Genomic DNA, 19859 nt, shown 5'->3' with positions numbered 1-19859 from the left:
AAGCAGCACACATATTGATAGAATTTCACCCAAAATGAGAGGGTGAAGTTGTTGCTGATTCACTATAACGGAAACATGCCACAGCTCCATTCATCTGTCTATATGGCAGAAGGAGCAAAAATCGTCGGAAAAGTAACGATCGGTCAAGATTCCTCTGTATGGTTTAATGCCGTACTGCGCGGAGATATGGCGCCTATCATCATCGGTGAACGCTGCAATATTCAGGACGGTGTCGTGGGACATGTGAACACGGATCAGCCCCTGTTGCTGGCGGATGATATTTCGGTAGGTCATGCTGCAATAATCCACGGTTGTACGGTAGGCAAAGGCACTTTAATCGGTATGGGGGCCATTGTACTCAACGGAGCGGAGCTTGGTGAATATGCTTTAATAGGAGCAGGGTCGGTCGTTACGGAAAATACCAAAATACCACCCTATACTCTTTCTCTCGGTACACCTGCCAAAGTGGTGCGCGAATTGACAGATGCAGATTTGCAGCGGATGTCACGAACGGCACTCAGCTATGTGGCGAAAGGAAAAGAATATAGGATCTCTTAAACTCATGTTGGAGGTGCATCCTATGGATAAAATGAAGGTTACTTATGAAGTAATGTTGGGCCTGTCTGCTGAAATGGTTTTGGACGAGGCATTACGTAAACACCGGAGTGAAAAACTCTACAAGGATATTGATGAGGCGCTAGCCTCCGGAGATGAAGTAGCTTTTCGTCATCTTACGGATGAGCTGAAAGCAATGAGTTAGAACAATCTTAGGAATCCTAAGTTGGATTTCAGACGAATCTTTAGTTCAAGATTATAATCATCAAACCTGACTGTAGCGGCGGTCAGGTTTTTTTGATACGCTTGGATATGATATAGTCTTTGTAGGATGGGACCTGTACAAGGCAACTGTCGTATGAACGGAGGATGAAGGACGTGTCGTTATCTTATTTGTGGAGCCGGTCGTTCTTGACGAGCCGGCCTTTTTTGTGGCTGCTGTTCTGGTGTAATCTGGTCGGAACGGTGTATGGGTACATATGGTATGGGGGGCAGTTGGAATATACACTAAATTATCACCCAATGTGGCAGATTGTATTTGTGCCTGATAGTCCGACGGCGAGTCTGTTTTTTACGATCTCTATAGCATTTTTGCTCTATTCTCCGCGTCTCAAGAGTTTGAAGGTCATTCGCCAGATCATCGAGGCGTTGGCTGTTGTCACGAGTGTAAAATATGGCATCTGGGCTTCAGCTATTATTTTTTGGGGAGTTGCGCAGGGGGGACATATGATATGGCAGGATTGGATGCTGGTGGCATCTCACACGGCAATGGCGGTCGAAGCACTGCTGTTCGTGCGTTTTTTCACCTGCAAATGGACTGCTTTATGCCTAGCCGCACTCTGGACATTGTTAAATGATACGATGGATTATACATTTGGTATATATCCGTATCTTCCGAGGACGCTAACGGATGATGTACCACAAGTGCGTGCTTTTACCTATATACTGACCCTTGTCAGTATTATAGCGGCATGGCTTGCCATGTTTGCTCGCAATCGAATGGGAGTAGAAGTGGAGAAATAGAGATGAACATTGTTATAAACCAAAAAGAATATATATTTAAAAAAGGAACCGTGATGATCATAAAATAAGAAAGAACTTTAATCATTTAGCCAAACAAAGTTTTGGTTTTGATTTTGAAGCTTGGTATCAATTGGGCTTTTGGAATGATAAATATATCCCTTACGTACGGCAGGGCAACTGTGATGCTATGTATTTGTTCGCAATGATAGTGTGAAGAATTGTACACTAATTTCGGGTTTGTTTCAGCACAAGAATATCAATTGAACCGGAAAGTAATCATAAACCACTTGGACATTAAAGTTGAGAAATTGAACCTGGAAGAGCAGTCGGATTTAAAGTTACTGAAAAATAAAAGTGCTAGATTAAATCCGTATTCACTTTTTGCTGCGGAAAGTAGTGAATGGCTGGTCTTATTCTATGCATCTCTTTTTTTAAAGATAATTTTATGTATATACCTCAATATGACACGATTGTGGTTGCAGATTTTGAGGGGGATACCATTTGTCTTAAAGCAAGTTCTAGTCTCGGTAACCTTGCCATACAGTAAGGTGAGGAGGGATGTCCCATGATTAGGGGTCAGGCGTTGCAAATTATGATACGTATTGTTTCGAGTGTTGTTTTATCTATGGTCCTGCTGCTGTCCGTCTGCGTCCCTCCAGGTGTGGCAGAAGCGCGTGATCAGTCAAAACCCGTAGGAAATACAAAAGAGATTGAGGAACTGGATCATGCAGCTGCGATACTGTACCGAGATGTGATGGACGGGAACATTGAAAAAGCGCGCGCGGATGTAGCCGAGGTGAGTCGATGGTTTGGCACTGGACAGGTGCAGGCAGCGTTATCTGTAGAGGCCATTCATGCTTTGTCCGGCAGTATCCTTGAGGTGCAGCAAGCTACACAGTCCGTCCAAGCATCACCGGATGAATGGGTGAAGGCTGCGGCCAATTTACGACTTGCGACAGATGCGCTTGCACATCCGCGTCAGCCCTTATGGCAGCAGTATTATAAGATTTTAAAAGAAGATGTTAGTGGCTTGAACAGCCAGTTTGCTAAAGGCAACATGAAGGGTTTCAAAGCTGGAGCCGCGGTGCTGGAGGACCACTATGAGACGATCCGTACAGCAGCATTAATTCATGGCAGAACAAGTGAAGTTGTCCGGGCTGATTCATGGATTTCCTACGTCAAAGGATTGGGGGATCAGCAAAATGCAGATGCCTCAGCGATTAGAGGGGCGTTGGATCAGGGAAATCCGACGTTTAATGCCTTGTTTGGACGTGAAAAAGACGCCACTGCCCTGGCGCCATTTATCCCGCGTGAAAGTGAGCGCCGGGCAGAATTGGCAATCGGCATGATTGTTCTGCTGGCGCTGGCCTATGCAGGTTATCGTAAATATCGAGCTGGTTTCTCTGGATAACGATGCAAAATTCGAATATTCGTGTCGTTGGCTGCTGAGCCATCCATATAGGTTAGCCCATCGCCCGGATTTCCGGGCTATTCCTCTTTGAACCCCTCTCCATGTACATCATGCACATCCTGTATGATAATAAACGCCCGTGGATCAACCGATTTAACAATTTGGTGCAAACGTCGTATTTCCTGACGAGGCACGACACAATAGGCAACATGCTTGGCCTGCTTGGAAAATGCACCTACAGCCGGAATAATAGTAACTCCACGATCCATGTCCCTAATAATAATATCCGCAATGTCCATCGTGTGGTCGCTGATAATCATAAAGGCCTTGGCAGAATAGGCCCCTTCTTGTATAAAATCAATAATTTTGGACGCGATGAACACGGCGACTAATGTATATAGAATTTTTTCTTTTGGTATGTAAAGTAGTGAAGCACCGATAATGACAATATCAATGACCAGCAGAATCCTTCCCATACTCCAGCGAAACTTCCGGTTTAGAATACGAGCGATTATATCCGAGCCGCCCGTGGTGCCGCCAAAGCGGAACACAATACCTAATCCGGCCCCAAGCGTAACCCCCGCATATAATGAAGAAAGTATAAAATCGTGTTCAGTTTGAAATGTTCCCATCCATCCGAAATGAATCATTTTTTCATACAACCACAGAAAAAAAGTGAGCGACCCGATACCTACCCCTGTATATAGAATTTGCTTGCCCCCAAGCATTTTCCACCCAATTAAAAATAAAGGAATGTTCAGCAGCAATGTGGAGAGAGAGGGTGAAATCGAAAAAGCATAATTGAGCAGCAGGGTGATCCCTGTAATACCACCTTCCATCAGTTTACTGGGTATTATAAAATAAAGCAGACCGAATGCATAGATGGCGGTCCCGAACACAATGGGTAAAATCAGTTTAAGCTGTTCCATGGACTTGGATATCTTCATATGATCCCTCGCAGTAGCAGTTTAAGGAAGAACGACTTCATGCTGATTTTGCTAAATCGCAGCTCCTTATATGTAGTATACCTTTTTACGCTATCTTTAAAAGACTGATGACTGTAAGTTGGGATCATAAGTACACAATTAAAAAAAATTTGTTTTAAAATGTGCTTTACGATAACATATGAATAAACCTGCACATGGGGGGATTGCGTGTTTCATGGAAAAATCATTAGATGAAATTCAACGTGAGGTAGACCAGTATATATCTCAATTTAAGGAAGGGTATTTTAGCCCTTTGGCGATGTTGGCTCGGATGTCTGAGGAAGTCGGGGAACTGGCGAGGGAAGTCAATCACTCCTTTGGCGAGAAACCGAAAAAAATGGATGAGGCGGACAATTCGATTGAGCTGGAGCTGGGGGACATTTTGTTCATCACAGTTTGCTTTGCGAACTCGCTAGGTATAAATTTGACCGAGGCTCATGATAAGGTCATGCAAAAATTTAACACACGTGACGCGAATCGCTGGACCAAAAAGGACACCGATTAGGCGTTTTGTACATATGCTGTACCAAACCGGTTACCCGGAGGTGCAGTGTCATGAAGGCGGAGGAATACGTTCAGAAAGCTTATCAGTGCATTTTGCAGAACGATTTTGAGCAGGCCGTGGAATGGTTTGAAAAAGCAATTTCAGCCCAGCCTGATCATGCGGAGCATTATTTCCGGTGCTCGGTTACCTATGCTCGTAGTGGTCGTTTGGAGCAGGCTCTCGCATATGCAGAGCATGCGGTTCGTCTCGCTCCACAGCAGGATGAATATGTTCTCCATCTGCATGCGCAGGAAGCCAGGCAGCATACGGAGAAGGCCAGAAAAATGCTGGATGTCGACAGAGCTACGCCACAGGTGCGTCAGGATGCGATTTTGCTATTGGAACGAGCAATAGCCCTCGATCCGTTATGTGGGGATGCTTTTTTGCTGCTCGCATTGATTTATGATGAATTGAATGAGTATAAGCTAGCTGTGCAGGCTGCTCGCGAGGCGGCTGCACTGTTTCCTCACAATGTGCAGCTTGCCAACCTCATGAAGAAGTTATGCCAGCAGATGAATGAACAGATCTAACACAAATGGATGCATAAGGAGTTGTAGGGATATGTCAGAACCAATAAAAGTGGCTGTTGTAGGAGCAGCAGGGCGTATGGGCCGTGAAGTTGTCAAATTGGTTCTTCAGGATGAGGAACTACAGCTTGTGGCCGCAGTGAACAGAACACATGCCGGCAGTGATGCCGGCCTTCTCGTCGGATTACCGGAAGCGGGTATCGCTATTGTGGAGGACGTGGAGCAGGCTTTACTGGATAGTCGAGCGGATGTCATGGTCGATTTTACGGGGCCGCGTTTTGCGTACGCACATACAGCGCTTGCTATCAAGTATGGAGTACGTCCGGTTATCGGAACGACAGGGTTTACCCCCGAACAGATTAATGAACTGGACAAGCAGTGTCGTGAGCAGCAAATTGGTGGTCTGATCGCGCCGAACTTTTCGATTGGAGTCATTTTGATGATGCGGTTTGCGGCTCAGGCAGCGAAATACTTCCCGCATCTGGAAATCATCGAATATCATGGTGACCAAAAATTGGACGCGCCATCGGGCACAGCCATTAAGACCGCAGAGCTGATCGCCGAACAGCGTGAAGAGCTACGACAGGGTAACCCGGAAGAGGAAGAAACGTTAGAAGGATCACGGGGGGGGTACTATCAAGGGTTCCGTGTTCACAGTGTCCGTCTTCCCGGTGTGTTCGCACAGCAAGAAGTAATCTTCGGAGGGTTTGGACAATCTCTGAAAATTCGTCAGGATTCTTATGAACGAGCGGGCTATATGCCGGGTGTTAAAATCGGTATTCAGAAGGTCATGGAGCAGCCAGGGCTTGTGTATGGATTTGAGCATTACATCGATTAAGAATACGCGAATGATTTGACGAACGAAATTATAGAATGAGGCAGGAGGAACTTTGAATGTTAAAGATTGCATTTATAGCGCATGACCGAAAAAAGGATGAAATGGTAAATTTCATAACGGCCTATGAGCATGTTTTTACAGATCACCAGTTATTTTCAACAGGTACAACAGGTCTGCGCATTATGGAGCAAACCAAGCTTCAAATTCACCGTTTCATGTCCGGGCCGCTTGGAGGAGATCAGCAAATCGGGGCTATGGTTGCACAAAATGACATGGACTTGATTATATTTTTGCGTGATCCGCTTATGGCCCAGCCGCATGAGCCGGATATTAGCGCCCTGTTACGTCTGTGTGATGTACAAGGGATTCCTCTGGCAACCAACGTTGCAACTGCTGAAATACTGGTTAAGGCGCTAGACCGTGGCGATTTTGCTTGGCGTGAGCTGGTACATAAATATAAACCGGGGATTGACCAGCAAGGTGATATAAAATGACACTGGACATCTTGATTTTCGGAGCCCATGCCGACGATGCAGAAATAGGAATGGGAGGCACGATTGCCAAGCATACAGCCGCTGGTTTAAAGGTGGGCGTGTGCGATTTGACGCGGGCTGAAATGTCATCTAATGGTGATGTGGATACTCGTATGGCAGAGGCAGAACACGCTGCAAAAGTACTCGGACTTGCCGTGCGGACGAATCTAGGTCTGCCGGATCGTGGATTATATGTAACTCCAGAACATGTAGCTGCAGTTACAGCAGAAATACGGCGCCATGCACCGAAAGTCGTATTTGCTCCTTATTGGGAGGATCGGCATCCAGACCATGTCATGTGCAGTAAGTTAGTGGAGGAAGCGGTATTTAACGCCAAGTTGCGACGTTTTATGCCAGAAAATCCTGCGGTACAGGTAGAGCAATTATATTTTTATTTTATTAATGATATTGGCAGAACGGATTTGATTGTGGATATCACCGAGCATTATGAAGCCAAAGAACGGTCTTTGTTGAGTTATGCTTCGCAATTTCAGGCAGCACCTGGAAAGGATACAGTATCCACACCCTTAAATCAGGGATATGTGGAACGCGTAAAAGCTCGCGACTCGTTGTTGGGTCAACGCAAACTGATTTCGTATGCAGAAGGCTTTGCGTCCAAAACGCCATATCTGGTTAAGCTATTCACATAAGAATTCTATACTGGAGCATTTTGCAGAATGTTAAAATAAATCGGCAGGAAAGTTATCACTGATGAGCGGAAGGAGGCAGCTTAGCTTGAATGACAAATTGAAAATTGGAATTACCTGTTATCCGTCGTTGGGTGGCTCCGGCGTAGTGGCTACTGAGTTGGGTAAGTTGCTGGCAGAAAAAGGGCATGAGGTCCATTTTATTGCCAATAGCATTCCGTTCAGATTAGGCGGGGCGTTTCAGAAAAATATTTTTTATCATGAGGTTGAAGTTAACGATTATTACGTGTTTAGATATCCACCCTATGATTTGTCACTGGCGACCAAAATGGCCCAAGTCGCACAAATGAAGAATTTGGACGTACTCCATGTTCATTATGCGGTACCCCATGCAGTATGCGCTTACTTGGCAAAGGAAATGGTGGGTGATCATCTGAAGGTGGTAACCACCTTGCACGGTACGGACATTACAGTGTTGGCACAGGATGAGTCGTTGAAGGACCTGATTCGGCTGGCTATTAACAAAAGTGACGCTGTGACAGCGGTTTCCAAGGATTTGATTCGGGAGACGATAGATGCGTTGGAAATTACACGACCTATTGATTTAACCTACAATTTTGTAGATAAACGGGTATATTATCCACGAGATGCCGCGGCGCTTAGAAGAGATTTTGCCCAACCGCATGAAAAAATAATGATGCATATTTCCAATTTCCGTCCTGTCAAAAGGGTGGGAGATGTGCTGGATATATTTGAAAAAGTGCAACGTAAAGTACCTGCGAAGTTGCTGTTGGTGGGAGAAGGACCGGATCTTCCAAAAATCCGTTGCAAAATCGAGAATTTGGGTCTGCAAGATAAGGTCTTCTTTTTAGGTAAGCAGGATCAGATCGCAGAAGTGATTTCTATGGCGGATGTGCTGCTGCTTCCCTCGGAAAAAGAAAGTTTTGGTCTGGTTGCACTGGAAGCAATGGCCTGTGGAGTCCCGACAATCGGTTCTCAGGCAGGGGGAGTACCTGAACTCGTTGTGCATGGAAGCACGGGGTATCTTGCTGAAATCGGTAATACTGAGGCAATGGCTGATTATGCAGTAGAGCTGTTGTCCGATGAAGCGATGGCGGAACGTTTCCGTGAAGCGTGTCTGACCCGCGCCCGTACCGTTTTTTGTGATGAGCTGATTACCCGTCAATATGAAGAGATATATTACCGTGTGTTGGGACGCGAGGTGCCGGATCTTAAACCGATCAGCGTTTAAGAGGGCGGACTCGCGTCCGTTTTTTATATTGAATACTTGCAAAGGGGGAAACCCTATGAATACAAATACTTGGCAATATGCTGACCAAGAGATGGCATTTCATGGCAGAGAGGTCATACATACATTAACCGCAGCAGGCCACGAAGCCTACTGGGTCGGTGGCTGTGTGCGGGATGAGCTATTAGGAAGAGCCATTCATGATATGGATTTGACTACTTCGGCTGAGCCTGAACAGGTCATAGCGCTATTCCCTCACGTCATTCCGACAGGAATTCAGCATGGGACGGTTACGGTCATGCAGGGAGGCCATGCGTTCGAGGTAACCACTTTTCGTACGGAAAGTGGTTATGCCGATCACCGCCGTCCAACGGAAGTTGCCTTCGTAAAGGATATCCATGAGGATCTGATGCGACGGGATTTTACTATGAATGCGATTGCGATGGCAGAACACGGAGAGCGTGTTGACCCATTTGGAGGAGAAGCCGATTTACGAGCCGCTCTCGTTCGTTGTGTAGGCCGAGCCGAGGAACGTTTTGAAGAGGACGGGTTACGAATGCTGCGTTGCATCCGTTTTGCCTCTGTGTTTCGGTTCCGTGTTGCTTACAACACCTGGAAAGGCATGATTCGGCGCAGAGAGGGACTTCGTTACATAGCCATGGAACGTGTGCGGGTCGAGCTGGAAAAGATGCTTGCGGGCCCTGACCCTTTACGTGGGTTGGAGATGCTGAGCCGTAGCGGATTGCTCGGTTGTACGAAGGTTCCGGTTCCCTGGGAACAATGTGAAGTAGGGGCGCTCAAGGGGATCGTTCAACTGCAAGAAGAACTGCGGTGGGGCCTGCTCTTAATGTCTTGTAGACTTACCTCAAAGGCAGCGGACGAGCTACTAAGAGCTTGGACCTTTTCCAACGCGGTACGACTTCGGCTGGTTCATCTGCTGGAATGGGAGACCGAATTAATCTACAGTGCTGGTGCCATAGCTGGCGATTCCGTTCCGGAGGAGTCTGGCATTGTCAACGATGAGGCGCTGCGTCGTAGCTGGATTCGTCTGCTAATTAGACTGGGAAAAGATACAGCTTCAGACTGGCTTGATCTTTACAAGACACTGCCTGCTTCATTCCGCGGATTACCGCCGTGGGTAGAAAAGCATGTGGCGAAAACAGCCGAACTGGCAAGCTCGTGGACAAAGCAGGCTGTAGTCGTTCGTATCAAAGATTTAAATATTACAGGAAATGAACTGGTTCAGGCGATAAATCGACCAGGCGGACCTTGGCTGGGTCAGATGATGGAACAGCTTTTACAAGCTGTTGCCTGCGGAAATATTCCGAATGAAACAGAAACATTGCTTCAGGAAGCGAAACGGGTGATGAGTAGTGAATAATCATGAAAGATTGTTAGGCATACTGGAGGAAGGTACATCCGATTACGTATCAGGGGAGGAAATCAGCCGACGCCTCTCGGTTAGCCGAACAGCAGTATGGAAGCAGATCAACAAACTGCGTGAGTTGGGCTACAACATTGATGCCTCCTCGCGTCGGGGTTATCAATTGATATCCCGACCGGATCGGCTGCAAGTCTCCAAATTGGCCAATATGTTAAATACTCAATCGTTTGGCCAGCGTATCGTTGTACTGGATTCGACGGTTTCCACTCAGCAAGATGCCATGCGTTTGGCAGAAGAGGGCGCGCCAGAGGGGACAGTAGTGCTTGCAGAGGAACAAACGGCAGGTCGGGGACGTTTGGGACGGAAGTGGTATTCCCCTCGTGGCAAAGGAGTCTGGATGAGCATTGTGTTGCGTCCTACCCAGCCCTTGGCTTTTACCCCCCAGCTAACGCTACTTACAGGTGTAGCAGTGTGTAGGGCCATTCGTCGGCTGACGGGTGTGGAGGCTGGTATCAAATGGCCAAACGACGTGCTGATTCATGGTCGCAAAGTATCCGGTATTCTGCTGGAATCTGCAACAGAGGATCAACGGGTTCGATACTGTATTGCAGGGATTGGCATTGATGTGAATTTAAATAAAGAAGATTACCCGGAAGAGTTATCGCAGGTGGGAACGTCCTTGAAAATAGAAGCAGGGCGTGAAATTGACCGTACTGTGCTGATCGCCTCAGTGCTGGAAGAGATGGAACAGCTAAGTAAGTTGTATGCCGAGCAGGGGTTTCAGCCTATAGCCATGCTGTGGGAGGCTTTGTCCGTGACTATGAACCGTAGCATACGGGCACATACCGGACAAGGGGTAACTGTAGAAGGCACAGCTGTTGGCTTGGATCCTTCCGGGGCACTCGTAGTAGAAACGGATCAGGGAGAGCGAATTCAGGTCATTTCAGGGGATATACAATTGTAGAAGCAACCCTAGCTATGAAAACGACCGAAATCGTTCTATTCCCTGTGCAAAACTTCACGTGAAAAAGCTGATGTTTTTTGTTATACTGTGCAGGAGGCGGCATCGGACGGTCCGAGCTGCACTCCAGGGGCACATGCTCTACTTTAGCAAGTTTGTAAGACCATCATAACTTCATTTGAAGGTTACGTTGGATTCTGCTCTGAGCCGAACAGGACCGAGACAGAAGGGACGATCTCAAAATGAGTGTCTTTTTTGGCTGTTCGGACCTTTTGATGACGCAGATGTATAGGCGTTCATAAAAGGTTATTTTTTGTGCCAAAAAAAGATGGAAGGGAGCCATTTACAATGGCAGGAAAACAAGCACTGAATATTGTGAAAATGAAAAAGATGAAGAAAGAGGGCATTCCGCTCAGTATGCTGACCGCCTATGATTATCCATCGGCTAAAATAGCCGAGGAGGCGGGAATTGACATGATTCTCGTGGGTGACTCGCTGGGTAACGTAGTTCTTGGTTACGATTCAACCATCCCTGTAACCTTGGATGATATCGTGTACCATTCCCGGGCAGTCGCAAGAGGCGCGGAACATACATTTATCGTAGCGGACATGCCTTTTATGACATATCACAGCAGCGTATCAGAAAGTCTTCAGGGCATCCGCCGTCTGATGCAGGAAGGACATGTGCATGCTGTTAAATTGGAGGGCGGAGCTGAAATTGCTGATGTTGTAAAAGCAACTGTTCAGGCAGGTGTGCCTGTATTGGGACATATCGGGCTTACTCCGCAATCGGTTAATCAAATTGGCGGCTATCGCATTCAAGGCAAGGACGAAGCGGACGCACGCCGGTTAATGGCGGACGCCAAGGCGCTGGAGCAGGCGGGTGCTTTTGGCGTTGTATTGGAACTGGTAACTGAGGAAGTGGCAACAGCGATTTCTAAAGAGCTTTCCATTCCAACCATTGGAATTGGTGCTGGACGTGGATGTGACGGTCAGGTACTCGTTTATCACGATCTGATTCAGTACGCATCGCCTTATTTCAGCAAACGCTTTGTTAAAACCTATGCCGATGTAGGCGGCTTGATCCGCAGCAGCATTGAGCAGTATGTGAGTGATGTAAAAGGGCGGGCATTTCCGGCCGCGGAGCATGTGTTCAGCGCGGATGACCGCGTTGTGGAATCCCTGTATGGTAAGGCAAAAGGACAGACACAGGAACAAGCTAAGGAAAAGGTGGAATCACGATCATGATCATCGTAAGAGAAGTGGCTCAGCTGCGCAAGATTATTGCTGAACGTCGGCAGCTTGGGACAAGCGGGACAAAAAAGGTACACGGTTCTACCTCTTTACAGCAACATAAAGTCGGCTTTGTACCAACAATGGGATACCTGCATGAGGGGCATGCGAGCTTGATGCACAAGGCGCGTGAAATGGCGGATACGGTGGTGCTTAGCATTTTCGTAAATCCGATTCAATTTGGACCGAATGAAGATCTAGACAGCTATCCTCGCGATGAAGCTCGTGATTTGGAGGTAGCGCGGCGCGAAGGCGTGGATATTGTTTTTTTACCAACTGTAGCAGAAATGTATCCACAACCAACCCAAACCAAAATTCGTGTATCCGCTTTGACAGATCGTTTGTGCGGTGCTTCCCGTCCCGGCCATTTTGATGGTGTGACTACGGTGGTAGCCAAACTTTTTAACATGATAGGTCCTGATTTGGCTTTCTTTGGAATGAAGGATGCGCAGCAGGTTGCTGTGCTCCAGCAGATGGTGACTGATCTCAATATGAACGTGACTATCGTACCTTGTCCCATCGTCAGAGAGGCGGATGGTTTGGCCCTCAGCTCCCGTAATGTGTATTTAAGTGCAGAACAGCGCGAGCAGGCGTTGGTGCTGTCTCAGTCACTGCGTAAGGTGCAAGAAGTGAGCGAAGATATAGTAACAAACACAATTACGATTCGTGAGCTACATCAAATGGTGGAGTCCACCATTACTTCCTCTCCTTTAGCAGAGATTGATTACATTGAAATATTAACTTTTCCCGGTCTGGAGCCCCTTCTTCCCGAGCAGCGGCTATGTGATGTTCAGGAAGACGTCATCGTAGCGCTGGCTGTGAAATTTGGCAATACCCGACTGATTGACAATATAAGAATACAGAAGGCGGAGGTGCTTTCCCATGTTTAGAACCATGATGAAATCCAAAATTCACCGCGCTACGGTTACGGAAGCTAACCTGAACTATGTGGGGAGTATCACTATAGATGAAGATCTCATGGAGACATCGGATTTGTTGGAGAATGAAAAGGTTCAAATTGTAAACAATAACAATGGAGCTCGACTGGAAACCTATGTTATCCCCGGACCGCGTGGGAGCGGCGTAATCTGTCTCAATGGTGCGGCAGCCCGTTTGGTGCAGCCTGGTGATACAGTCATTATTATTTCCTATGCTTCCATGTCGAATGAAGAGGCCAAAACATACAAACCAACAGTGGTATTTGTTGATGAGCATAATAAACCAGCCCAAACGATGAACAAAGAAGTACACGCGACGATCATGTAATGAATGGGAGTGCGGATGAAACCCGTCTTTTAAGCGAAAAATGTGAGTGTATTAATCCATCTTTCATAAGGGCGGGATGCACATGTTCCAGCATGTATTCGCAGAAATGAACAGCATGTTAGATGATATCGTGAAGCATTACCCATCAGCCCAGGGCTCCCGCAGGCAGGAGCTGCTACAGCACTGGAGTCTGCTGCGGAGAATGAGTGACGGAATTATGGATGAGTGGCTGGCCTTTGAGGAAAAAATGGTTTGCCTGCGTGCGGCCGGGTTTTCCGCGGAGACCGATATGTCTGACACGGAGCTGCCTGAAAAAGAGCTGCCAGCTTTTAATCGGGGGCAAGGGTATTATCGATTACTCATGTACCCTGAGGCGATCCAACAATTTGAGCAGGTACTCCAGCATTTTCCGAACAGCTGGCAGAGTCGCATGTATATGGGAATGGCCTATTTTCAACTAGATGATCCAGCAGAGGCTGTATGCCATTTTCAGAAGGTGCTGGACCTGACTGAGCAGGCAGGACTGAAGGCGGTCATCTATAATGCGCTAGGCTGTCTGTTGGCAAAGCAGGCTGACGTAGAGGAGGCGCAAAAATGTTTTGCTCTCGCACATCAGTTCGATCCTGCGTTACCCGAGCCGCTGCACAATATGGAAGCCTGTCTGTCCGGTACCGAAAAGCTTCGATACGACAGCTCCATGATGACCTGGATGTAGTTGTCAGACACCGAGCAAGACGATGCATGCCCACCTCTCAGGCGGCGTGTGCATCGTCTTTTTTGGCTGTCTTAATTTCCAAACAGGCGATCTTCTGCTATGCTAATATACAGAGTTATTATTTTTGTAAGTGTCATAAGAAAGGATTAGCCCGAATGAAATTTGCGGTATTGGATTTTGAAACGACAGGCACCCAGTCCGCGGATGACATCATTCAAGTCGGACTTGCAATTATAGATCATGATAACAGCATTTCCCGTGTTTACGGCTCTTATGTAAACCCTGGCAGATCTATTCCCCCTTTTATCACCGGATTGACCGGAATTACAGACGATGACGTCAAGGATGCTCCTGCACTTGAAGAAATGATGATGGAGCTCGTGCCTATGCTGGACGATGTTGTACTGGTCGGTCATAATGTGGCGTTTGATTTTAATTTTTTGCAAAACGCTCTGGATCGGTGCGGATATTTGCCGTTTAGCGGAAGAATCTTGGACACAATGGATTTTCTGAAAATTATGTTTCCATCGCTATCTTCGTATCAGTTGGGTTTTGTGTCTTCTGAGTTTGGGCTGGCGCATGATCGCCCTCACCAAGCAGACAGCGACGCGTTGGCTACGGCTGAGGTGTTTTTAAAGTGTCTGGGTGAGCTTCAAGCATTACCTTTGATAACGATACAGCGGCTTAGCGATTTGTTTGCAGAGGAAGACAGTGACCTTGGATGGTTTCTTGATGGGGTGCGTGAAGAGAAAGAGCTTGATCCTATTCAGGATCTGGAGGGACATCAGTTTTTTCGTCAGCTTGCGCTAAAAGTGGAAGATTGGACGGAGCTAGCTGCTCCGCGTAGAGAAGATGACCCGAATCCACTGTCAGGTGTTTCCTTTGAGGAGTACATGGATGATGTGCGGGACAATTTGCGTTCATCCTTGAGCCAATATGAGGAGCGCGAGGCGCAGATACAGATGATTGAGGGTGTAAATCAGGCACTGAGTGAAGACAAGCATCTACTGATCGAAGCAGGTACAGGAACAGGGAAGTCCCTCGGCTATTTGCTCCCATCGCTGTATCACAGTGTGAAAAAAGGACAGCGAGTTATGGTAAGTACACATACGATCAACCTGCAGGAGCAATTACGCGAGCGCGACATTCCGATGCTGACCAAGGTGATTCCGTTTCCGTTCCGGGCTGCTATTTTCAAGGGTCGGGGACATTATTTGTGTCTGCGTAAGTTTGAACATAAAATAAACAGAAGAGACTTCGCGACACCGAAGGAAGATTTAATTACAGCTGCTCAGATGATCGTCTGGTTGACGCTAACAGAAACCGGTGATGATGAAGAACTGAATCTGAGCAACCGTGGTGGAGATTTCTGGGAAACGGTGGCGAGTGATTCAGAGTCCTGTCTTGGTCGTTCTTGCCCATGGTTCCGCAAATGCTATTATCATCGTGCACGCCATGAAGCAGGGATAGCGGATGTTGTTATTACGAATCACTCTAAGTTGTTTACAGACGTCAAAGCTAGTCACCAGTTGTTGCCGAGCTATGAACATCTGGTGATTGATGAAGCCCATCACCTGGAGGAAGTAGCTGGTAAGCACCTAGGTATGCATATGAAATATTTCACACTCGTGCATACACTGACGCGACTGTTCAAAGACAGCAAGAATGGACAACTGCCTTCACTTCGTCAACAGTTGGCGAAATCGGGGCACGAGAAGTCGACGGATTGGGCCTCAACCATCGATCAGATGTATCCGCTCGTGTTAGAGGTTAAGGAAACTTGGGACCTGCTAAGCGACAAGCTGTTTGGCATGTTGCCAGAACGAAGCGATGCGACACCGGGTGAAACAGGACAGTTTTCTTCCCGTCTCAAACCTTCAGCCAAGCCTGCAAAGTGGGATCAGGCGGGGGCTTTGGAAAATCAGCTATATGTAACGATGAGTGAAATTTTGCGCAAGGGCGACAAGCTGATGCTGGACGTCAAGGAAGAGCATGACGATTATGCGGCGGATAGCCTTATTACAGATATCACGGGTCTGCTCAAGGATCTGGCGGGGATTCGAGAAAATTTGCGCTTTTTTATGCGACTCGATGATGAAACAACCGTATACTGGCTCGAAGCGAGTGGGCAATTCCGCAGTAAATCATTACAATTTTATGCGGTGCCTGTCGATGTGAGCCGCCAGTTGAAAGAAATGTTTTTTGACAAAAAAAGAAGCATTATTCTGACGTCTGCTACCTTATCGGTAGATAAGTCGTTTCAGTACATGATCGATCAGCTCGGCTTGCAGGAAGCCGCAGATCAAGAGCGGCTGATGACTTCGCAGCTCCCGTCACCGTTTAATTACAGGGATCAGGTGTTGCTGGTCATTCCACGGGATTTCCCAAGCGTGAAGGGCAGTGTAGGAGATGCACACTTTGTAGATATGCTCGTTAGCTCTCTAGGAGCGACTGCTCAGGCGACGCGGGGGAGAATGCTCGTTCTGTTTACTTCCTATCGGATGCTCCGGCAAGTGTATGAGCCGCTCAAAGAGGCCTTAGCATCCAGCGAAATTACTGTGCTGGGACAAGGAGTGGACAGTGGGAGTCGCAGCAAGCTAACCCGCCGTTTTCAGGAAGCCAAAGCTTCTGTATTGCTGGGAACCAGCAGCTTCTGGGAAGGCGTCGATATTCCGGGGAAGGCTCTGACTTGTCTAGCCATTGTTCGCTTGCCATTTCAACCGCCGAATCACCCGTTGCTGGAGGCAAAAAGCGAGCTGCTCCAGCAGCAGAAGAAGAATCCATTTATGAAGCTGTCTGTACCACAAGCGGTCATTCGCTTTAAACAGGGATTTGGTCGGTTGGTTCGTACAGCGAGCGACCACGGGGTCGTTATCGTTTACGATACACGTGTGATCGAATCCTATTACGGAAAGCACTTTTTGTACTCGTTACCGGGACCAAAAATGGAGCATATGCCATCGGAGCAAATGGTGCCCCGCATCGCCGAATGGCTCCAATCCGCCCCGGAGACCGAGGCATAACGGACGGACACTAAGTATGTTCGTTACAATTAGGGGGAGCAAGTATGAAATCAGATAAAATTTCAGAGGCTGTCGTACGGAGGTTACCCGTATATTTACGTTATCTGAATGCACTTCACAAACGGGAGGTGGCTACGGTCTCTTCTCAAGAGTTGGGACAGAGGCTAGATTTGAACCCGGCCCAAATCCGTAAAGATCTCGCCTATTTTGGAGATTTTGGTCGGAAGGGTATCGGTTATGATGTTTCTTATCTAATTGAGAAAATACGCCATATCCTGAAAATCGATCAGCAAATTAATGTAGTATTGGTCGGAGCGGGTAATCTGGGGCAAGCCCTTTCGAATTATAACGCTTATTTAAAAGACAATATGAAGATTGTAGCGGTATTTGATGCGTTTCCGGATAAGGTAGGGACCAAGATCAATACATTGGTCGTGCAACCGATGGATGAACTGGAAGCGACTGTGAGAGAAAAAAACATTCGAATCGGGATTATTACCGTACCTGATTTTGAAGCACAGCACGTGGCTGACAGGCTTATTGAGAGCGGAATTGGAGCGATCCTGAACTTTGCACCGACTACTCTCAAGGCACCGGCCAACATTCGGATTCATGCCACAGACTTTACAACTGATTTGCTTAGCCTCGCTTATTATTTGGAGGACGGAAAGGAAGAAACACAATATGACAGTGAATAAATGGATGATTAAAAACGGCTCTTTTGCCGTAAATGGACCAGAAGCTGGGGTAATCCATGGTTTTATGATTGTGGAAGATAGCCGCATTACTTACATTGGCGAGACTTTGCCTTCCGGTGAGGAAGAGACGGAAGCGATCGATGGTAAGGGGCTTTTGTTTTTACCTGGTCTGATTAATACTCATGGTCATGCGGCGATGTCTCTGCTGCGTGGGCATGGAGATGACTTGGCACTTCAAGTATGGCTTCAGGAAAAAATGTGGCCTATGGAAGCCAAGTTTACATCTACGGACGTGTACTGGGGTACGTCGTTGTCTGTGCTGGAAATGCTGAAAGGTGGTACAACGACCTTCCTGGACATGTACGATCATATGGATGAGGTGGCTCGTGTAGCTGAAGAGTCAGGTATTCGTGCAAGTCTGATGCGTGGAGCAATTGGACTATGTTCGGAGGAAGAACAGCGAATCAAGCTGGCTGAGGCCGTGACTTTTGCGCGTAACTGGCATGGTAAAGCAGACGGGCGTATTACAACGATGATGTCACCGCATGCGCCATACACCTGTCCACCTGCGTTTATTGAAAAATTCGTACAAGCTGCGCATGATCTGGATTTGCCGCTGCATACGCACATGTCTGAGACGATCGCCGAAGTGGAGCAAAACGTACGAGACTACGGTTTGCGTCCAGTTGCACACTTGGATAAGCTTGGCTTTTTCTCCCGTCCCTCGCTTGTTGCCCATGGCGTTCATTTGAACGACGAAGAAATAGCTTTACTGGCTGAACGTGGTGTAGCGGTTTCGCACAACCCAGGTAGCAACTTGAAGCTGGCAAGTGGTGTGGCAAGAGTGCCTGAATTGCTGCGTGCAGGGGTTACCGTTTCTCTCGGAACGGATGGTCCTGCCAGTAATAATAATCTGGATATGTTCGAGGAAATGCGTCTGGCAGCACTTATTCACAAGGGTGTATCTGGTGACCCTACGGCAGTTCCTGCAAGTGAAGCGCTGCGTCTGGCAACAGAATACGGTGCAAAGTCAATTGGTTTAAAAGAAGTAGGAGCGTTGGCAGCAGGCAACAAGGCTGACTTTATCGCGCTGGATCTGAATCAGGCACATTTCTTGCCGCGTACAGATCTTATTTCCCATGCGGTATACTCAGCAAGCGCCAAAGACGTGGTTCACGTATGGGTAGACGGTCGTCAAGTTGTGAAAAACGGCGAATGCCTGACTATGGACGAGGAACGCATCAAACATGAGGCACAAGCCGCCTTTGAAGGGCTGCTGTCGCGCTAATTCAGGTGTCACATCCCCTTAGAGAGGAAGCACGGGTTTGAAAAATAAGAAAAAGTGGATAGCGGTCGCCATTTTGGCCGTAATACTGATCCTGGTCAGCATTTTCTGGTATTATTCCTATGTTACTCAAGACCAGGTGGCTGAGAAAAATGCCGCTATCATTAAGGCCAAGCAATCAGGTGGTCTGGTTAGCACGACTCAAACATGGAAGTCTGTGTGGGATCAGGTATATTGGGTGGTTCAAGGGAAAAATGCACAGAATGAAAATATAATGGTGTGGGTTCCTTTTCAAAAAGTGGAAGGACAACCTAACGTACCTGCCGCAGATAATAGCGGTGTTCACACCGAACTGCTGAAGAATGGAGTCGATGAGCAAAAAATGACGGCAATAATTCAGCAGCAGCTTCCAGGTGCAAAAATTGTAAGGCTTCAGCCGAGTGTGTTCAATGGCGAATATGTGTGGCAGTTGTTTTACGATGATGGAAGTCATCATTACTACACCTTTTATCGTTTCTCAGATGGGGTAGCGACGGGTGTAAAATATACTTTGCCCAATAACTAGCTGGTTGAGGATTAGCAGATGTGGAATGAATGACTAGTAAATAATTGAAAGCTTAATGAAAAGACGTAAATGCGATGAAATTCGTATTTACGTCTTTTAGTCTTGCTATGCCGTAAAATGGGCTGAAACCAGTAAAGCATCTTTACCTATCATCTTCTCTCCTAGGGCAAATTCATCTTTATGGCGGGCAGTACGGAGTGGAGGATTTGAATCTGGAGAAGCGGAGCGTTCGCCTTTACCGCCGGATTTTCTCCGTAAGAATATAATCGAGAAAAATCGGGTGGCAACAGCGATCGTAAGATCAAATCCAACGCTCAGCGTCTCGCTCCACCTTAACCAAAGATTTTGCCTCATCA

At 47.2% G+C, this 19859-nt stretch carries 22 protein-coding genes; 20 read left to right on the top strand and 2 right to left on the bottom strand.

Going from position 1 to position 19859, the window contains the following annotated elements; translation table 11 throughout:
* Positions 1–51 precede the first annotated feature (51 nt).
* The 4 genes from ACWGXJ_RS14665 to ACWGXJ_RS14650 all read left to right on the top strand — a co-directional run bounded on the left by ACWGXJ_RS14665 (position 52) and on the right by ACWGXJ_RS14650 (position 2989).
* The gene (locus ACWGXJ_RS14665) at positions 52–558 is read left to right on the top strand and encodes a gamma carbonic anhydrase family protein (RefSeq protein WP_023989153.1); all 507 of its coding nucleotides are present in this window, start codon (positions 52–54) and stop codon (positions 556–558) included.
* Positions 559–580: 22 nt separating this feature from the next.
* Complete coding sequence (locus ACWGXJ_RS14660) at positions 581–760, top strand: IDEAL domain-containing protein (RefSeq protein ID WP_013371655.1); 180 nt, start codon at positions 581–583, stop codon at positions 758–760.
* A gap of 173 nt (positions 761–933) precedes the next feature.
* The gene (locus ACWGXJ_RS14655; protein ID WP_061829199.1) at positions 934–1578 is read left to right on the top strand and encodes a DUF1405 domain-containing protein; all 645 of its coding nucleotides are present in this window, start codon (positions 934–936) and stop codon (positions 1576–1578) included.
* A 565-nt stretch (positions 1579–2143) separates the two neighbouring features.
* Positions 2144–2989 carry a sporulation protein YpjB gene (locus ACWGXJ_RS14650; RefSeq protein WP_322171484.1) on the top strand — a complete coding sequence of 282 codons (846 nt, stop codon included), beginning with the start codon at positions 2144–2146 and terminating at the stop codon, positions 2987–2989.
* Between the two features lie 77 nt (positions 2990–3066).
* On the opposite strand, the gene ACWGXJ_RS14645 is transcribed toward ACWGXJ_RS14650, so the two are convergent.
* A complete protein-coding gene (locus ACWGXJ_RS14645) occupies positions 3067–3936 on the bottom strand; it encodes a YitT family protein (RefSeq protein WP_452567048.1) in 870 nt (289 codons plus the stop codon).
* Between the two features lie 214 nt (positions 3937–4150).
* Between ACWGXJ_RS14645 and ACWGXJ_RS14640 the strand changes: the two genes are divergently transcribed.
* The 16 genes from ACWGXJ_RS14640 (at position 4151) to ACWGXJ_RS14565 (ending at position 19503) form a co-directional block, all read left to right on the top strand.
* On the top strand, positions 4151–4480 hold the full coding sequence (locus ACWGXJ_RS14640) for a nucleotide pyrophosphohydrolase (protein WP_013310697.1): 330 nt from the start codon (positions 4151–4153) through the stop codon (positions 4478–4480).
* A gap of 50 nt (positions 4481–4530) precedes the next feature.
* Positions 4531–5049, top strand: a complete 519-nt coding sequence (locus ACWGXJ_RS14635; protein WP_013310696.1) for a tetratricopeptide repeat protein — start codon at positions 4531–4533, stop codon at positions 5047–5049.
* A gap of 31 nt (positions 5050–5080) precedes the next feature.
* Positions 5081–5884 carry a 4-hydroxy-tetrahydrodipicolinate reductase gene (gene dapB, locus ACWGXJ_RS14630; RefSeq protein WP_069289816.1) on the top strand — a complete coding sequence of 268 codons (804 nt, stop codon included), beginning with the start codon at positions 5081–5083 and terminating at the stop codon, positions 5882–5884.
* Positions 5885–5940: 56 nt separating this feature from the next.
* Positions 5941–6378, top strand: a complete 438-nt coding sequence (gene mgsA / locus ACWGXJ_RS14625) for a methylglyoxal synthase (RefSeq protein ID WP_013310694.1) — start codon at positions 5941–5943, stop codon at positions 6376–6378.
* Positions 6375–7067 (top strand): bacillithiol biosynthesis deacetylase BshB1, encoded by a 693-nt coding sequence (gene bshB1, locus ACWGXJ_RS14620; RefSeq protein WP_061829194.1) that lies wholly within the window; start codon positions 6375–6377, stop codon positions 7065–7067. Before mgsA ends, bshB1 begins: the two co-directional genes overlap by 4 nt.
* Before the next feature lie 85 nt (positions 7068–7152).
* Complete coding sequence (bshA, locus tag ACWGXJ_RS14615) at positions 7153–8316, top strand: N-acetyl-alpha-D-glucosaminyl L-malate synthase BshA (RefSeq protein ID WP_061829193.1); 1164 nt, start codon at positions 7153–7155, stop codon at positions 8314–8316.
* A 55-nt stretch (positions 8317–8371) separates the two neighbouring features.
* Positions 8372–9694 (top strand): CCA tRNA nucleotidyltransferase, encoded by a 1323-nt coding sequence (locus ACWGXJ_RS14610; RefSeq protein WP_322171486.1) that lies wholly within the window; start codon positions 8372–8374, stop codon positions 9692–9694.
* Complete coding sequence (locus ACWGXJ_RS14605) at positions 9687–10661, top strand: biotin--[acetyl-CoA-carboxylase] ligase (RefSeq protein ID WP_452567047.1); 975 nt, start codon at positions 9687–9689, stop codon at positions 10659–10661. Before ACWGXJ_RS14610 ends, ACWGXJ_RS14605 begins: the two co-directional genes overlap by 8 nt.
* Positions 10662–11006: 345 nt before the next feature.
* Complete coding sequence (panB, locus tag ACWGXJ_RS14600) at positions 11007–11906, top strand: 3-methyl-2-oxobutanoate hydroxymethyltransferase (RefSeq protein ID WP_452567046.1); 900 nt, start codon at positions 11007–11009, stop codon at positions 11904–11906.
* Positions 11903–12841: a pantoate--beta-alanine ligase gene (gene panC, locus ACWGXJ_RS14595; protein WP_452567045.1), complete on the top strand. Its 939-nt coding sequence runs from the start codon at positions 11903–11905 to the stop codon at positions 12839–12841. The genes panB and panC overlap by 4 nt, the downstream gene beginning before the upstream one ends.
* Positions 12834–13217, top strand: a complete 384-nt coding sequence (gene panD, locus ACWGXJ_RS14590; protein WP_013371641.1) for an aspartate 1-decarboxylase — start codon at positions 12834–12836, stop codon at positions 13215–13217. The genes panC and panD overlap by 8 nt, the downstream gene beginning before the upstream one ends.
* Before the next feature lie 82 nt (positions 13218–13299).
* Positions 13300–13932, top strand: a complete 633-nt coding sequence (locus tag ACWGXJ_RS14585; protein WP_061829188.1) for a tetratricopeptide repeat protein — start codon at positions 13300–13302, stop codon at positions 13930–13932.
* Positions 13933–14087: 155 nt separating this feature from the next.
* Positions 14088–16955, top strand: coding sequence for an ATP-dependent DNA helicase DinG (gene dinG / locus ACWGXJ_RS14580; protein ID WP_061829187.1), 2868 nt, complete (start codon positions 14088–14090; stop codon positions 16953–16955).
* Positions 16956–16999: 44 nt separating this feature from the next.
* The gene (locus ACWGXJ_RS14575; protein ID WP_023989135.1) at positions 17000–17653 is read left to right on the top strand and encodes a redox-sensing transcriptional repressor Rex; all 654 of its coding nucleotides are present in this window, start codon (positions 17000–17002) and stop codon (positions 17651–17653) included.
* On the top strand, positions 17640–18941 hold the full coding sequence (locus ACWGXJ_RS14570; RefSeq protein WP_069289812.1) for an amidohydrolase: 1302 nt from the start codon (positions 17640–17642) through the stop codon (positions 18939–18941). The genes ACWGXJ_RS14575 and ACWGXJ_RS14570 overlap by 14 nt, the downstream gene beginning before the upstream one ends.
* Before the next feature lie 37 nt (positions 18942–18978).
* A complete protein-coding gene (locus ACWGXJ_RS14565) occupies positions 18979–19503 on the top strand; it encodes a cell wall elongation regulator TseB-like domain-containing protein (protein WP_061829184.1) in 525 nt (174 codons plus the stop codon).
* A 105-nt stretch (positions 19504–19608) separates the two neighbouring features.
* Here the strand turns inward: ACWGXJ_RS14565 and ACWGXJ_RS14560 are convergent, their stop codons facing one another.
* Positions 19609–19857 (bottom strand): hypothetical protein, encoded by a 249-nt coding sequence (locus ACWGXJ_RS14560; protein ID WP_452567044.1) that lies wholly within the window; start codon positions 19855–19857, stop codon positions 19609–19611.
* Positions 19858–19859 lie beyond the last annotated feature (2 nt).

The organism is Paenibacillus sp. S33, from assembly GCF_053615415.1.
This window is presented reverse-complemented; position numbering and strand designations above follow the sequence as displayed.

Excerpts from the sequence above, each read along its gene's own strand:
- panB (WP_452567046.1), top strand. The coding sequence starts at position 11,007 with ATGGCAGGAAAACAAGCACTGAATATTGTGAAAATGAAAAAGATGAAG.
- ACWGXJ_RS14610 (WP_322171486.1), top strand. The coding sequence starts at position 8,372 with ATGAATACAAATACTTGGCAATATGCTGACCAAGAGATGGCATTTCAT.
- ACWGXJ_RS14650 (WP_322171484.1), top strand. The coding sequence starts at position 2,144 with ATGATTAGGGGTCAGGCGTTGCAAATTATGATACGTATTGTTTCGAGT.
- ACWGXJ_RS14645 (WP_452567048.1), bottom strand. The coding sequence starts at position 3,936 with ATGAAGATATCCAAGTCCATGGAACAGCTTAAACTGATTTTACCCATT.
- ACWGXJ_RS14575 (WP_023989135.1), top strand. The coding sequence starts at position 17,000 with ATGAAATCAGATAAAATTTCAGAGGCTGTCGTACGGAGGTTACCCGTA.
- bshB1 (WP_061829194.1), top strand. The coding sequence starts at position 6,375 with ATGACACTGGACATCTTGATTTTCGGAGCCCATGCCGACGATGCAGAA.
- ACWGXJ_RS14570 (WP_069289812.1), top strand. The coding sequence starts at position 17,640 with ATGACAGTGAATAAATGGATGATTAAAAACGGCTCTTTTGCCGTAAAT.
- panD (WP_013371641.1), top strand. The coding sequence starts at position 12,834 with ATGTTTAGAACCATGATGAAATCCAAAATTCACCGCGCTACGGTTACG.
- ACWGXJ_RS14640 (WP_013310697.1), top strand. The coding sequence starts at position 4,151 with ATGGAAAAATCATTAGATGAAATTCAACGTGAGGTAGACCAGTATATA.
- mgsA (WP_013310694.1), top strand. The coding sequence starts at position 5,941 with ATGTTAAAGATTGCATTTATAGCGCATGACCGAAAAAAGGATGAAATG.
- ACWGXJ_RS14560 (WP_452567044.1), bottom strand. The coding sequence starts at position 19,857 with ATGAGGCAAAATCTTTGGTTAAGGTGGAGCGAGACGCTGAGCGTTGGA.
- dinG (WP_061829187.1), top strand. The coding sequence starts at position 14,088 with ATGAAATTTGCGGTATTGGATTTTGAAACGACAGGCACCCAGTCCGCG.
- panC (WP_452567045.1), top strand. The coding sequence starts at position 11,903 with ATGATCATCGTAAGAGAAGTGGCTCAGCTGCGCAAGATTATTGCTGAA.
- ACWGXJ_RS14585 (WP_061829188.1), top strand. The coding sequence starts at position 13,300 with ATGTTCCAGCATGTATTCGCAGAAATGAACAGCATGTTAGATGATATC.
- dapB (WP_069289816.1), top strand. The coding sequence starts at position 5,081 with ATGTCAGAACCAATAAAAGTGGCTGTTGTAGGAGCAGCAGGGCGTATG.
- ACWGXJ_RS14635 (WP_013310696.1), top strand. The coding sequence starts at position 4,531 with ATGAAGGCGGAGGAATACGTTCAGAAAGCTTATCAGTGCATTTTGCAG.
- ACWGXJ_RS14660 (WP_013371655.1), top strand. The coding sequence starts at position 581 with ATGGATAAAATGAAGGTTACTTATGAAGTAATGTTGGGCCTGTCTGCT.